Annotated in this window: 10 protein-coding genes; 3 read left to right on the forward strand and 7 right to left on the reverse strand. The window is 63.9% G+C overall.

From position 1 onward, the window contains the following. Positions 1–25: 25 nt before the first annotated feature. Both AYJ54_RS42035 and AYJ54_RS42040 read left to right on the forward strand, forming a co-directional pair. Complete coding sequence (locus AYJ54_RS42035; RefSeq protein ID WP_063708342.1) at positions 26–2,821, forward strand: hypothetical protein; 2,796 nt, start codon at positions 26–28, stop codon at positions 2,819–2,821. 38 nt (positions 2,822–2,859) lie between these two features. Continuing rightward, positions 2,860–4,701 (forward strand): GMC family oxidoreductase, encoded by a 1,842-nt coding sequence (locus AYJ54_RS42040; protein WP_283808766.1) that lies wholly within the window; start codon positions 2,860–2,862, stop codon positions 4,699–4,701. Between the two features lie 201 nt (positions 4,702–4,902). On the opposite strand, the gene AYJ54_RS50980 is transcribed toward AYJ54_RS42040, so the two are convergent. The 7 genes from AYJ54_RS50980 to AYJ54_RS42070 all read right to left on the reverse strand — a co-directional run bounded on the left by AYJ54_RS50980 (position 4,903) and on the right by AYJ54_RS42070 (position 12,692). Further along, a complete protein-coding gene (locus AYJ54_RS50980; RefSeq protein ID WP_161491948.1) occupies positions 4,903–5,055 on the reverse strand; it encodes a hypothetical protein in 153 nt (50 codons plus the stop codon). 192 nt (positions 5,056–5,247) lie between these two features. After that, positions 5,248–5,922 (reverse strand): sensor histidine kinase, encoded by a 675-nt coding sequence (locus AYJ54_RS54230; protein WP_430641468.1) that lies wholly within the window; start codon positions 5,920–5,922, stop codon positions 5,248–5,250. A gap of 647 nt (positions 5,923–6,569) precedes the next feature. Beyond that, a complete protein-coding gene (locus tag AYJ54_RS42050; RefSeq protein WP_063708345.1) occupies positions 6,570–7,283 on the reverse strand; it encodes a response regulator in 714 nt (237 codons plus the stop codon). A 90-nt stretch (positions 7,284–7,373) separates the two neighbouring features. After that, on the reverse strand, positions 7,374–9,335 hold the full coding sequence (locus AYJ54_RS42055) for a MacB family efflux pump subunit (protein WP_063708346.1): 1,962 nt from the start codon (positions 9,333–9,335) through the stop codon (positions 7,374–7,376). 1 nt (position 9,336) lies between these two features. Next, positions 9,337–10,563, reverse strand: coding sequence for an efflux RND transporter periplasmic adaptor subunit (locus tag AYJ54_RS42060; protein WP_063708347.1), 1,227 nt, complete (start codon positions 10,561–10,563; stop codon positions 9,337–9,339). Beyond that, positions 10,560–12,008, reverse strand: coding sequence for an efflux transporter outer membrane subunit (locus tag AYJ54_RS42065; RefSeq protein WP_063708348.1), 1,449 nt, complete (start codon positions 12,006–12,008; stop codon positions 10,560–10,562). Before AYJ54_RS42065 ends, AYJ54_RS42060 begins: the two co-directional genes overlap by 4 nt. A gap of 318 nt (positions 12,009–12,326) precedes the next feature. After that, positions 12,327–12,692: a hypothetical protein gene (locus AYJ54_RS42070; protein WP_245329290.1), complete on the reverse strand. Its 366-nt coding sequence runs from the start codon at positions 12,690–12,692 to the stop codon at positions 12,327–12,329. 312 nt (positions 12,693–13,004) lie between these two features. Between AYJ54_RS42070 and bamA the strand changes: the two genes are divergently transcribed. Next, positions 13,005–14,290, forward strand: a 1,286-nt coding sequence (gene bamA / locus AYJ54_RS42075) for an outer membrane protein assembly factor BamA (protein WP_063708367.1), incomplete at its 3' end; no start/stop codon positions are given.

Genomic DNA, 14,290 nt, shown 5'->3' on the forward strand with positions numbered 1-14,290 from the left:
CTTTGCCAATTGACGAGAGCCGGTCATGAAGAGCATCGCGATACGCATTCTCAAATGGGCGATCGTTTCGCTGGCGGCGCTGTCGGTCCTGCTCGTCATTGGCGGAATCCTTCTGTTCCGCGAGCTCGTCGAACCCGAGAGTGCGAAATTCGGCACCATGCCGGATGAAGCGAAGCTGGCCAGCCGGTCGCGGGAATCGCTGCCCGCCGTGGCGAAGCCTTGCAGCGAGGAGCCGGCCGACTGCAGCTATTTCGCCAAGATGGACAAGGGCCTCCTGGTGAAGCCGGCCGATGGCGCCTCCTATCCGAAGGAGGTCATGGAGGTCGCCGCACTGGCAAAGTTAACCCCGGAGCAGGTGCGCGAGAGCGCGAGCCTCGGCCAGACCGCCTGGATGATCTGGACTGGCGGCAATGATCGGTTCTGGGATTTTGCCGCGGGTAACACCACGGGCGCGTTCGATCTCCTGAAGACAGTCTCGTCCTACAAGGACACGGCCGGGAAGGGCATGGCCTACGGACGGCGCAATCGCTGGTCCTGGCTCGGCCTTGTCAATGAGCCGTGCTTCAGCGAAGCCACGGAAGGCGACGCCTCGCGGTTCGGGCTATGGCTCGACAAGCGCGATCTGAATTGCGCGCCTGATCCGTTTGCCGACCCGGACAAATATCCGGGCGTGCAGGTTGGCGCCCGCGGCAAGACGCTGCCTCCCGGCTCCTATTATGGAGAACCGACCGGCGTCGTGGGCTTGCGGCTCTTTCCAAATCCGGATTTCGACAAAAAGGCGCAGGAGGACTGGGACGCGGAGCGCTACTACACCGACCCGTCCTACTACAACAACGCCAAGCTGATCCGCCCTTACCGCGTCGGCATGTCCTGTGCGTTCTGTCACGTCGGACCCAGCGCGATCAATCCTCCGGCCGACCCGGAAAATCCAAAATGGGAAAATCTTGCCTCAAACCCCGGCGCTCAGTATTTTTGGGTCAGCCGGATCTTCTTCTGGAACACTAGGCCGCGCGACAAGGACAATGCTCCCGCGCCCAACGAGGGCAACTTCCTCTACCAGCTCTTCCACACCAACCCGCCCGGAAGCCTGGACACGTCGCTGGTCTCCTCGGACTACATGAACAATCCGCGGACGATGAACGCCGTCTACAGCGTCATTCCTCGCCTGAAGCCAAGCCTCGAGCACGGCGCGGAGCAGTTGAAGGGTGGCGAGCTGGATAACAAGCAGCTTCAGGACTTTCCGCAGACGGCCGCGCTTTCCCAGTTCTGGGATCCGGCCAGCGGCACGTCGCACACCATGCGGGTGCTGAAGGACGGCGCTGATGCCGTGGGTACCCTGGGCGCGCTCAACCGCGTCTATCTGAACATCGGCCTCTTCAGCGAGGAATGGCTGCTACATTTCCGCCCCTTCGTCGGCGGACGCAAGATCACGCCGATCAGGATCAGCGATGCGGAGAAGCAATCGGTCTACTGGCAGGCGACAGAAGACCGCACGGCGGACATGGCGGTCTTCTTCCTCGTCACCGCGCGTCCCGATCGTCTGGAGGACATTCGTGAAGGCGAGCCGTTTCTCGAAGACCTCAATTCCGACAAGGTCAATCGCGGCAAGGTCGTCTTCGCCGAGAATTGCGCCGCCTGCCATTCGAGCAAGATGCCGGACATCCCGGCGAATTCGGGGATCGACAACGGCATCTGCGCTGGCGGCGGCAACGGACCAAATTATCGCCAGTGCTGGGACCGCTATTGGGAATGGACGCAGTCCAAGGCGTTCAAGGAGGCGATGGTCAAGCTGGTCATGGAGCGCGACGAGTCCGGCCACGACGTCTTCCTGGATGGCAATTATCTGTCGTCCGAGCGCCGGGTCCCTGTCGACCTCCTGCAGACCAACGCCTGCACACCGCTCGCCACCAACGGCCTGGCCGGCGACATCTGGGATAATTTCACCTCGTCGTCGTACAAGACCTTGCCGCCGGTCAAGGAACTCACCGTCCAGCATCCGGTCTCCGGCGCGTCGATGCCGCTGCGGCCGCTCGGCAATGGGCGCGGCTATCTTCGGCCGCCCTCGCTGATCAGCCTGTGGTCGACCGCCCCGTTCCTGTCGAACAACTCTGTCGGGTACGAGGATGATGCGTATTACCGCTACGGCTATCGCGCCCCGGCCTCTCGCGGCGGCAACTATGGAGACTACGCCGGCGCAGAACGCTGCCCGGCGGCAAGCGACGATGACTCCTATTTGCCGTGTGTCGCCAATCGGGTGAAGGTCTTCGAACGATCGATCCGGCAGATGCTGAACCCGTCGACGCGGCGCATGGACAAGCACACGCAGATTCCAGTGCCCGGCTACATCTATCGCACGACCGCACTCGCCTGCCTGTTGGTCCCATCGGGCTACATGCCGCCATGGGAGCAGCGCGTGTCCGGCCCGCTGCATTGGCTGGCGCCATGGGCGATCGACCAGAAGGGCGGAATTGCGCTTGGACCTTTGCCAAAGGATTTTCCCATCAATGCTCTGACAAACACGAAGCTGTTGCCCGATCACGACGAGCCCGGAGGCATCGGCCATTACTGGCGGCTGGCAAAGGCGTTGCCGACGCTGGCCAGCGCCTTCAAGAGGATGGGCGGGAAATGCTCGCCCGGTGAACTCGCTGATCCGCAAACCCAGGCCAACTCCGAAGCCGCCGTGCGCGACACGGGATTGGTCGACGCGCTGGTCGGGCTGAGCAAATGTCCGGACTATGTCGTCAATCGCGGCCACTACTTCGGGGCCGATCTGCCCGCCGACGATAAGGAAGCACTCGTCGCCTATCTCAAGCATTTCTGAGGTGTGCCGTGACGGAGGTGGAGAGCTATGACTATGTCGTGGTCGGCGCGGGCGCCGGCGGCGGCGTGCTGGCGGCGCGATTGGCCGAGGCTGGCCGGCGCGTGCTGGTGCTGGACGCAGGCGATGATCCCGTAAGGTCCGCGGACGCAGTCTCGCCGGAAAGCCGGCCTGTCGGGCCGGACTATCAGGTTCCCGCCTTTCATCCCTTCGCGTCCGAAAATCCCGGGCTGAGATGGAATTTCTGGGTGCGCCACTATGCGGATACGGCGCAACAGCAGAAGGATTGGCGCTACCGCGCGAACTGGGAGGGGGAAGCGGTCGATGGCGTGGTTTATCCGCGCGCGAGCGGCCTCGGCGGCTGCACCAGCCATAATGCGATGATCATCGTGCGGCCGAACAACGCCGACTGGAATCATATCTGGGAGATTACCGGCGACGCCTCGTGGCGGGCGTCCAACATGCAACGATATTTTCTTCGGCTCGAGCGCTGCCGCTATCGGTGGCTCAGGTGGCTCGATCGGTTGTTCGGCTGGAATCCGACCGGGCATGGCTGGCGCGGCTGGCTGACGACCCAACGCGCATTGCCGTTGCGGGCTGTTCTCGATTGGCGCCTTCGGCGAACGATGCGGCGGGCTTTGCTCACCACTGCCAGCCTGCTGCCGGACGCGGCCGAAGGCTGGGGCTGGCTGATGCGCAGTCTAGGCGATCCCAACGACGAGAGACTTTTGGATGTCGAGGCCTCGACCATCTGCCTGACGCCCATGTCGTCCGCGCGGCATACGCGTACCGGGCCGCGCGAATTTCTGCTCGACGTACAAAGGCGATTTCCGAACAACCTGACGATACGGCTGAACGCACTCGTTACCCGCATCAAGATCGATCCTGTCTCACGCACAGCATCTGGCGTCATTTATCGTGAGGGGAGGCGGATCTATCGGGCCGCGGCACAGCCTCGCGGTGAAGCAGGGCGGGAAAGATTCGTCGGCGCGAGCCGCGAGGTGATCCTGGCTGGCGGGGCCTTCAACACACCGCAACTGCTGATGTTGTCGGGGATCGGCGATCGGGAGCACCTGGCGGGCTGCCGGATTGTAGCGGTGAAGGACTTGCCGGGTGTCGGCCGAAACCTCCAGGATCGATATGAGATTGGCGTGGTCAACCGGGTCAGGCAGCCGTGGGATGCCCTGCGCGGCGCGACATACACGACCAAGGACCGCTTGTATCGTCAATGGCGCCGATGGGGGACCGGAGCCTACACCAGCAACGGACTTCTGTTCTCGGCGAAGTTCCGGTCGCGGACCGATCAGGAGCGTCCTGACCTGTTCTGCTTCTGCCTTCTCGCTGATTTCCGCGGCTACTATCCCGGCTATTCGGAACGCATCAACAAGCTCGACTATCTCACCTGGGCGGTCCTCAAGGCCTACACGCACAACACGGCAGGCACCGTGCGATTGCGATCCAACGATCCGTTGGACCGGCCCCTGATCAACTTTCGCCATTTCGCTGAAGGTAATTTTGCTCCAGACGCCGATCTCGATGCGATGATCACCGGAATTCGCTTCGGGCGCAAAGTTGCTGATGCATTGGGAAAGCTGATCGTCGAAGAGGAGGTTCCCGGCCGCCATCTCTATACCGATGACCAATTGCGCCGCCATGTCGAGGATAACGCCTGGGGCCATCACGCCTGTGGTACCTGTGCGATGAAGCCGGAAGATCAAGGTGGCGTGGTCGACAGCGAATTCCGAGTCTATGGCATGCGGAATCTCCGGATCGTCGATGCGTCGATCTTTCCGCGCATCCCCGGCTATTTCATCGTGACAGCCGTGTACATGATCGCCGAAAAGGCTGCCGACGTTCTTCTGGGTGATCGCGAGCCGGTGTGATCAGGCCATCGAGCCGGGGCGTAGCCAACGCGAACGCGAGGCCAGACGGTGGCAGCGGCGCGGTCCGCAACCTCAACAGCCACGGCAGATGGTCAGCTTGCTGTCGATGGCGCCTTCCTCCAAGGTGGGCTTGAGGTCGCTCGCAAGCGACGGATCCTCGCTCCGCGTCACCTGCCGCTCGGTCGGGAGCGGCGCAAATTCCTAAAGATGCGAGTTGGACGTCAGGGCCGGAGGGACTGCGGGATTGGCGGGCGCCATCAATCCGGTGCTGTGCGAACTGCCTCTTCCGTAGGCGGCGGCCGCCGCGACGAGAATCAGGATCACTGCTGCGAGATGCACCGTGGCTCTCTGCATGCTGGTCTCCGTTCGGTTGGCCCGGCTCGATAACCGCACGTGGCGAATTATGCCTCCGGGGCTTTCCGGCCGGGTAGACAAATCGGTGTGACTTGGCGCCTCTGTCGATGAATTCTCGTTAAGGCTCGGGTCGACCCGCGATGCCCGTGTAGTCGACGGCGGCATCTCGCGTGCCATCGCTCGCCGCGCAAGTCAGGACGAGCCTTGCCCGTCTTGTCTGGCGTTCGAAAGCAGCAAGCGAGCGCAAAGACCACTGGGTTTGTTGTCGAGCAGCAGGAGTGACCCGCCGTGAGCGGTGGCGATGGCCTGCGCGATCGAGAGGCCGAGCCCGAATCCGGCGGTCTCGTCCATCGTGCGGGCTTCTTCGCCGCGCACGAAGGGCTCCAACATCGCCGACTTGCTCTCGTCGGGAATTCCGGGACCGTCGTCGCAGACTTCGATGATGATCTGGTCGTCCGCAATCGACAACGCGACGGTCACCTCGGTCCCGAACCGGGTCGCGTTCTCGACGAGGTTCCCGACCGCGCGGATGATTTCATCCGGCCGCGCGGTCATTGCGGCCCGGTCGGGCCCCTGATACGTCACGGCATGTCCGCAATCGGAGAATTGCTCGCAGACCATCTGGACCAGCGCCGCAAGGTCCACCAGCGTCGGCTTGACGGCGCTCTCGCTGCGCAGCAGCGACAGGACGGACTCGAGCATCGACTGCATTTGGTCGAGGTCGCGCAATGTTTGTGCGCGCTGCGTCGAATCGTCGATGTATTCCGAGCGCAGCCGCAGGCGCGTGATGGGCGTCCGCAGGTCGTGGCTGATGGCCGCGAGCATCCGTGTTCTGTCGTTCATCAGTGCGGTAATCCGCTCGCGCATCCGGTTGAGCGCCCTGGCTGTCGAGCGGATCTCCTCGGGTCCGGTCTCGGGCAGGGGAGCGGACGACCGGCTCAGGCTGAAGTCTTCCGCGGCCCGCGCGAATGCGGACAGGGGCGAACTGAGCGCGCGGCCGGCCCAGACGCCAAGCAGCGTGACGCTTGCGACGAGGAACAGCAGCGTGCTCGTCCAGAGACCGCTGACGAATGGCGGCAGCTTGGGGGATCCAATGGTGCCCTCGAGCACCTCGTTGTTGGGCAGGTAGTACCACACCCGATCGTCGTCCGACGAGGCGCCTCGAAGGATATCGACTTGACCGTCGAGCGGTGAAGGGATGGTGGTGAGGCTTAGCCCGGGCGGTGGCGCGGCGGATTCCGGGCTGCCCTCTCTCAATTGCAGCTTCAGCGCGGGAAAAGTGCGGTGGATGTTGTCCAGAACGATGCTGCGCTCCGATCGCGGCGTGCTGGCAATGATCCGCGCGGCCAGTTCGAACTGCTCCATGGGCCTGTTCGTCAGCAGCTTCGGCCGGTTGAGCAGGAAATATCCGGCGATCAGGACATGGATCAGGACGAGCGAGACCAGGATCAAGGCCGCGATCTGACCGCTGATCCGCCTGAGGCTGAACAGCGCGATGATGTCAGTTGCTCGGCTCACGGCTGCTCCACATCCGGCGTGAAGATGTAGCCACCAGTCCGGACGGTTCTGATCACGGAGGTGCCTTCGGTCCTGTCGAGCTTACGACGCAGCCGGCTCACCAGCACGTCGATGCTGCGGCCGAAGGCGCCGCCGGGACGGCCGCGCGTCATGCTCAAGAGGTTGTCGCGCGTGAGAATCCGGCCGGGCCGTTCGCAGAAGGCCTGAAGAAGATCGAATTCGGCGCTCGTCAGCGGCACCTGCGCGCCCTCGGGATCGCGCAATTCGCGCATCCGAAGGTCGATCGACCAACCGCGGAACTTGAGGCGCGTCGCAGTCGGTCCGGCCACGGGCCCGCCCGACTGCCGGCGTAACACCGCATTGATCCTGGCGAGAAGTTCGCGCGGGTTGAACGGCTTCGGCAGATAGTCGTCGGCGCCCATCTCGAGACCGAGGATGCGGTCGAGATCCTCGCCCTTGGCCGTGAGAATGATGATCGGCGTCGTGGATTCCACGCGCAGGCGGCGGCAGAGGCTCAGGCCATCCTCTCCCGGCAACATCAGGTCGAGCACGATCAGATCGACCCGGTTCTGTGAAAGATATCGGTCCATCTCGCGGCCGTTCGCGACAGCGCTCACCGCAAACGCGTGCTCGCGCAGATAGCGTGCGATAAGGTCCTTGGTCTGCTGATCGTCCTCGACGATCAAGATGCTTTGCGTGCCGTTGGCCATGAGTTGGATCAAATCCGGATCGTCGATCGGTGCTCGAATTGCGGACGAATGTCGCGCCCGGGAAACTACGGTCATGGTGCAATCCTAGGGTCAGTCACGGGTCAACGCCACCACGGGATCGAGGAAGGCCGCACGGCGGGCGGGGAAATAGCCAAAGGCGACGCCGATCCCGGTGGATGTCAGGAAGGCCGCCCCGATCGAGAAGGGTGAATAGGTGACTTGAAAGCCCGGCATCGCGAGGTTGATGGCCGCGCCAAGCAGGATCGCGACGAGGATGCCCACGATGCCGGCGATGGAGGAGATCAGGGTCGCTTCCACCAGGAATTGCTGGAGGATGTCGCTGCGCCTGGCGCCGACCGCCATGCGGACGCCGATCTCGCTGATCCGCTCGGACACCGAGACCTGCATGATGTTCATCACGCCGATCCCGCCGACGATCAGGGAGATGACCGCGATCGCCGCCACGAGGAAGGCCAGGGTCTGCGTCGTGCTCGTGATCGTGCGGCGGATGTCGTCGGTGTTGAGAATGACGAAATCCTTGGTGTTGTGGCGCTGCGTCAGCAGCGTGGTGACCGCGTCCTGCGCCAGCGCGGTCGAGATCTCGTCACTGATCCGAAGCAGGACGCTGCGAAGCGATCGGTCGCCGGTGAACTGGGCCTGCACGGTTGTGTAGGGGAGATAGACCGACAGGTTCTGGTTCGAGCCGAACCCGCCTTGTTGCTGGGCAATGACACCGACGATGCGGCAAGGCACCTTGCCGAGCCAGATGACGCGACCGATGCCCGCGGTCTGGTCATCGGCAAAGAAGGTCTTGCGGGTATTGTCGTCGATGACGACCTGCCGTTCGATGTTGCGGACCGCGTCGGTATCGAATAGTCGGCCGCGGGCAAGCTTGGCGCCCTTGACCTGGAAGTAGCTCTCGCCGACGCCATTGACCAGCACGTTGGATTCGTTGCCGCGGTATCGGACCGTGGTGCTGGTCGAGACCGTCGGCGTGACACCCGCGATGAAGCTTTGCCGGTCCAGGGCGCGGGCATCGTCGAGCACCAGCGTCTTGATCTTGCCGGCGCGTGCGTCGCCAAAATCCTTGCCGGGAAAGACCTCGATCGTGTTGGTGCCGAGGCTTGAGATGTCGGACAGAACCTTGCGCTGGGAGGCGTTGCCGAGCGCGACGACGGACGACACCGCGGCGATACCGATGATGATGCCGAGCATCGTCAGGAATGCACGGAGCCGGTGCGCGGCCATCGACACCAGCGCCATCTTCGCCGCTTCCCGCAAGCGCCGCAATACGACCGACCAGCCGAAGCCGCTGTCCCAGAACGTCCGGGATTCTCGCCGGAGAGAGTCCGGAGCTTCCGCGGCTCCGGTCCGGCGGTCGGAGACGATTTTGCCGTCGCGCAACTCGATGATGCGCGCGGCCCGCGCGGCGACATCGGTATCATGGGTGACGATGATGATCGTCCGCCCTTCATGGTGCAGTTCGGTCAATATCCTCAGGACTTCGTCGCCGCTGCGCCGGTCGAGCGCGCCGGTCGGCTCGTCGGCCAGGATGACCTCGGCGCCATTGATCAGCGCCCGCGCGATCGAGACGCGCTGCTGCTGGCCGCCGGAGAGCTGGTTCGGGCGATGTCCGCTTCGTTCGTTCACGCCGAGCCGCGCGAGAAGCTCATCTGCGCGCGTGCGACGCTCGCGGGCCTTCATCCCGGCATAGATCGCAGGAATCTCGACATTCTCGGCGGCCGTCAGGTCGCCGAGAAGATGATAGCGCTGGAAAATGAAGCCGAAATGCTCGCGGCGCAGCGCCGCCAGCGCGTCCGCGTCGAGCTCGGAGAGGTTCCTGCCGGCAACGCGATAGGAGCCGGACGTCGGGCGATCCAGGCAGCCGAGGATGTTGAGGAGCGTCGATTTGCCCGAACCGGACGAGCCGATGATTGCGACCATCTCGCCCGGCTGGATGCTCAACGAGGCGTCGTCGAGTGCGACCACCGTGGTGTCGCCGGCCGCAAACTCCCGCCGGACAGCGTCGAGCGCAATGATCGGATCGGTCATGCTAGGGCCCCATCGGCGGGCCCGGCATTCCCCGCGATGCCGTCTGCTTCTCGTTGGCTTCTCCGGTGACGACCCGTTCGCCGTCGTCCAGGCCGGATCTGATCTCGACAGTGGTGCGATCGCTGAGACCGGTCTTGACCTCACGTTCATGAATATCCCCGGACGCGCCTAGGACGCGGACGGTGCTGCGGCCATCGGACCGTCGCGTTACCGCAAGCGCGGGAACGGTCTTCACGTGGCTGGCCTCGCCGGTGACGATGTGCACCTCGGCTGTCATGTAGGTCCGCAGCGAGAGATCGGGGTTCGGCACCTTGAACACGCCGATGTAGTAGATCGCCGTGCTGCTGGAGCTCGATGAAGTCGTGCTCGAGGTCGACGTGGTCGTCGAGGAGAAGCTCGCGTCGTTCTTGATGGACTCGGGCGCCGGCTCGATCTGCTCGAGGTGTGCCTCGTAGCGATGGTCCTGGTCGCCCAAAATGGTGAAGTAGAGCGGTTGTCCCGCCCTGGCCTTGACGATGTCGGCTTCGGAGATTTCCGCCCGGACCGTCATTGTGTCGAGCTGGCCGAGCACGACGATGGTCGGTGCGGACTGGACGGCGTTGACCGTCTGGCCCTCCTGCACCACGGTAGCCAGGACCGTGCCGTCGATCGGGGCGGTGATGCGGGTGTATTCGAGGTTCACCCTGGCCGTCTCCACGCTTGCTTCGGCGCCGACGATCAACGCCTCCAGCGCGGCGATCTGGGCGCGGGTCTGGCGTACAGTCGCCTCAGCGCTGTCGAAATCGCCACGCGAGGTCGCACGCTGCGCAAAGGTCGCCTGTTGGCGCGCCAGGTTCGCCTCGGCAAGCGTAAGCGTCGCCTCCTTCTCGAGCTTCTGTGCCCGGTAGTTCTTCAGCGACGCTTCGGAGTTGCGCAGGTCGTTCTGCTTGGTGACGGGATCGATCTGGGCGATGACGTCGCCGGCCTTGACGGTGTCGCCGACCTTGACGTTGAGCGCCGTGATCCGGCCGGAGACCTGCGCACCCACGGCCGTCAGCCGCGCCGGCTTGAGCGTGCCGCTCGCGAGCACCTCTTCGCGTAGGTCGCCCATCGTGACCGGCACGGTGATGTAGGATTGGATCTTGCCTGACGTTCCCGGAAAGTGCGCGGCCGCGACGACCCCGGTCACTGCGGCGGCAAGCAGCGCGGCGATGATCCGCAGGCGCTTTGCTGTGATGAGGCCGGTCATTTGAGCGCCTGCCACAGGTGAGGTTCCGTGTTCTGATCCACGATGATCGGCGTGGACACGTCGATCGGATCGACCCAGCCACCGCCGAGCGCCTTCGCCAGCGCGATGTAGTCCTTGGCGGCCGACACCTTGCTTTGAATGAGGGAGTCCTCCGCCGAATAGAGCGAACGCTCGGCGTCGAGCACGTCGATGAAGCTCGCGCTGCCGCTCTCGAACAGCGACCGCGACAGCCGCGCGGCTTCCCGGTAGTTCTTCGCCGCCTCGGCGAGTTTGGTCGCACGTATGCGTTCGCGCGAGAGCGAGACCAGCGCGTTCTCGACGTCCTCGATCGCGGTCAGCAGCGTTGCGTGGAAGGTGGCGAATGCCTGATCCCGTTGTGCTTCCGCGACCCTGACCGCCGCATGCCGCTTGCCCGCATCGAACACTGGTACCGTGATCGAAGGCCCGACCGACCAGCTGATGCTGGAGTATTTGGCGAGATCGCCGGCGCTCAGGGCGGAGGTTCCCACCGAGCCCGTCAATGAGACGGCGGGGTATCGGTCGGCCTCGGCCTGACCGATCTTGGCCGTTGCCTGCGCAAGCTTGCGTTCGGCGCTCGCCACGTCGGGACGGTTGGTGAGGAGGTCGGCCGGTATACCCGCCGGCAATGGCATGCGCAGTGCAGGCACCGGCGCTGAATGCGCGAGCATGGAGGCGACGCCGTCAGGCGGACGGCCGAGCAAGATTCCGAGCCGGTGGATGTCGGCCGCGAGCGCGGCCTGATAGGTTGGAATGTTCGCTTCCGTGCTCGCCGCCTGAGCGGTCGCTTTCGCGACGTCCACGGCGGTGGCGCTGCCTGCTTCGTACTTTGAGCGGGTGAGCCGCTCGGTGTCGCGCTGCGAGGCCGCGGTCCGCTCCGCCAGCGCGATCCGGGCCTGATAGCCGCGGGCCTCAACGTAGTAGGCGGCGACGTCGCCGATGAGGGTGACGAGGCTGTCTCGCAGGTTTTCTTCGGCCGATTGCTCGGCGCGCAGCGCCGCCTCGATGCTGCGCTGCGTGCCGCCGAACAAATCGAGCTCCCAGCTCGAATCGAAGCTTGCCTGGTGAAGCGCGTACGCCGCGCTGTCGACGAGGACCGAGGAAGAGCCGGCGCTCGTCTTGTTGTTCGTCACCGAGGCCGTGCCGCTGACCGAGGGGAGGAGCCCGACAGTTGTCTGTTGCAGCGTCGCGCGCGCCTCGCGCACCACGGCTTTCGCCTTCGCGACGCTCGGGTTCGCCTCGGCGGCCTGTTCGATGAGCCGGCTGAGCAGGGGATCGCGCAGGCGCAGCCACCAGCGATCCAGCCGTCCGGCGTCGTGCTGGGAGGCGGCCTTGCTGCCCCAATGCGAAGGCATGTTCAGCTTGGGCGGGCCGGCATAGTCCGGACCGACCGCGCAGCCGGTCAATAGGCCGACGACCATCAGCATGAGGCAGATTGATCCAACACGCGGCAGGATGGGGCCGAACTGGCAGGGCGTCCGATGATCGCTTTCCTTTGCAAGTGCCGGGGGGACGGCAGCGAATAAGTTTGATGGCATCAACTCGACTGAAATCCGTTGGCCTGGCCCTGCATGAGGAGCGAAGCGCTGGTTGTGCTCCCAGGGGAGCCGGCCGCGCTGCGAGCCAGGCCGCCGTCACTAGCCGGGCGATCGTGGCGTTTCGGCAGGCGGAATGTTGCTGAGTGTAAACAGATGTTGCCCGGCGTCTCGGCGTTCGAAAGGGCCGGGAAGATCATGGCAGGCCGCCTACCAGGGCGGCGGGATTCTCTGTGCAAATCCGCCGAGATCCGAGGCGGGGCTCAGCGGCTGGCGATCGAGCGGCCGGTTGTTGTTCTCGCGGGCGAACGATGCGCCCGGCGGAAACGCATAGTCGCTGAACTTGCGCTCACCTGGGAGCACTTCGGTCCCTCCATCCAGCCATGAACGCTTGCTGACATAGATGCGCGTATGCGGACCCGACGGATAGGAGCGATTGGGGCCGCGTGGACCATAGTCGTAGACGGCGCCCTGTGATTGTTCTCGATCGCGCTTGCTGGCCGTATCGGCGCTGCAAGTCACTGTCGAGGCGAGGATGGCGATTAGAACCATTCTGATCGTGACAAACGAATTCATCGGCGTGCGTCCCATGCAGGTCATCAGATGCCGATGCCTCTCGCATCGGCTTCAGCACGGGTAAAGAATTCACTTTTTGCGCGATGTTGCTGAACGCGTGCGCCTGCTCACGCGTGCACGATTGCCGCGATGCCGGATTGATCCGGGCGCAAGGTGTTCGTGCGGGTCAGAGCGAATGCTCCGCTCTGCGCACTGGACACGAGCGATCGCCGGATCAAATTCAATCACCGGAAACAATGCGGCAACTTTGAAGCCACACCACGGCCACAGCTTTCCCGTTTCAGAGCAAGTCATCTGGACTTGAGGTGTGGAATGTCTGTTTGGCGAGCCTGGTTGATTGCGGTCGCGATGTACGGCGTATCGATTGCAGCTTCGTTACCCGTCGTATTGTCGCCGCAGCCGGCCACCGCGCAGGCGGCGGATATGATCGTGGTCGAGGGCAATCGCCGTGTGGAGGCCGACACGGTCCGCTCTTATTTCAGGCCCGCTGGGCGCTTCGACCAGCCGGCCATCGACGACGCGCTCAAGGCGTTGATCGAAACAGGTCTGTTTCAGGATGTGAAGATCAACCGCGCCGGCGGTCGCATCGTGGTCTCCGTGGTCGAAAGCCCGGTGATCGGCCGCATTGCCTTTGAGGGCAACAAGAAGATCAAGGACGAGCAGCTGACCGCCGAGGTCCAGTCCAAGGCGCGCGGCACGTTCTCCCGCGCCATGGTGCAGTCCGATACGCTGCGCATTGCCGAGATCTATCGCCGCTCGGGCCGCTACGACGTGCGTGTCACGCCCGAGATCATCGAGCAGCCGAACAATCGCGTCGACCTCATCTTCACGATCGACGAGGGCGCCAAGACCGGCGTCAAATCAGTCGAGTTCATCGGCAATAGCGCCTTCTCGGCCTCGCGCCTGCGCGACGTGATCAAGACGCACGAGAGCAATCTGCTCAGCTTCCTCGGCAACAACGACATCTATGATCCCGATCGGGTCGAAGCTGATCGCGACCTGATCCGGCGTTTCTATCTCAAGCACGGCTTTGCCGATGCGCAGGTCGTGGCTGCGCTCACCGAGTACGATCCGGAGAGGAAGGGCTTCCTCGTCACCTTCAAGATCGAGGAAGGCCAGCAGTACCGCATCGGCTCGATCGATTTCCGCTCCAGCATTCCCAATTTTGACGCGAGTTCGATGCGCTCTTACTCGCGCGTCAGTATCGGATCGCTCTACAACGTCGAATCGGTCGAGAAGTCGGTCGAGGAGATGCAGATCGAGGCCTCGCGCCGCGGCTATGCCTTCGCCGTGGTCCGCCCGGGCGGCGACCGCAACTTCGAGGCGCACACTGTAGCCATCGTCTTCAACATCGACGAAGGGCCGCGCACCTATATCGAACGTATCAACATCCGTGGCAACACCCGCACGCGCGACTATGTGATCCGGCGCGAGTTCGACATCTCCGAGGGTGACGCCTACAACCGCGCGCTGGTCGATCGCGCCGAGCGCCGCCTGAAGAACCTCGACTTCTTCAAGAGCGTCAAGATCTCCACGGAGCCCGGCTCCTCAAGCGACCGCGTGGTCCTGATCGTCGATCTCGAGGAGAAGTCGACCGG

It is taken from the genome of Bradyrhizobium centrolobii (genome assembly GCF_001641635.1).
GTDB lineage: Bacteria > Pseudomonadota > Alphaproteobacteria > Rhizobiales > Xanthobacteraceae > Bradyrhizobium > Bradyrhizobium centrolobii.

Bases quoted from the DNA above. Each gene is read 5' to 3' on its own strand.
- AYJ54_RS54230 (WP_430641468.1), bottom strand. From the start codon at position 5,922: ATGCGCGAGCGGATTACCGCACTGATGAACGACAGAACACGGATGCTC.
- AYJ54_RS50980 (WP_161491948.1), bottom strand. From the start codon at position 5,055: ATGCAGAGAGCCACGGTGCATCTCGCAGCAGTGATCCTGATTCTCGTC.
- AYJ54_RS42065 (WP_063708348.1), bottom strand. From the start codon at position 12,008: ATGCTGATGGTCGTCGGCCTATTGACCGGCTGCGCGGTCGGTCCGGAC.
- AYJ54_RS42050 (WP_063708345.1), bottom strand. From the start codon at position 7,283: ATGGCCAACGGCACGCAAAGCATCTTGATCGTCGAGGACGATCAGCAG.
- AYJ54_RS42055 (WP_063708346.1), bottom strand. From the start codon at position 9,335: ATGACCGATCCGATCATTGCGCTCGACGCTGTCCGGCGGGAGTTTGCG.
- AYJ54_RS42035 (WP_063708342.1), top strand. From the start codon at position 26: ATGAAGAGCATCGCGATACGCATTCTCAAATGGGCGATCGTTTCGCTG.
- AYJ54_RS42060 (WP_063708347.1), bottom strand. From the start codon at position 10,563: ATGACCGGCCTCATCACAGCAAAGCGCCTGCGGATCATCGCCGCGCTG.
- AYJ54_RS42070 (WP_245329290.1), bottom strand. From the start codon at position 12,692: ATGAATTCGTTTGTCACGATCAGAATGGTTCTAATCGCCATCCTCGCC.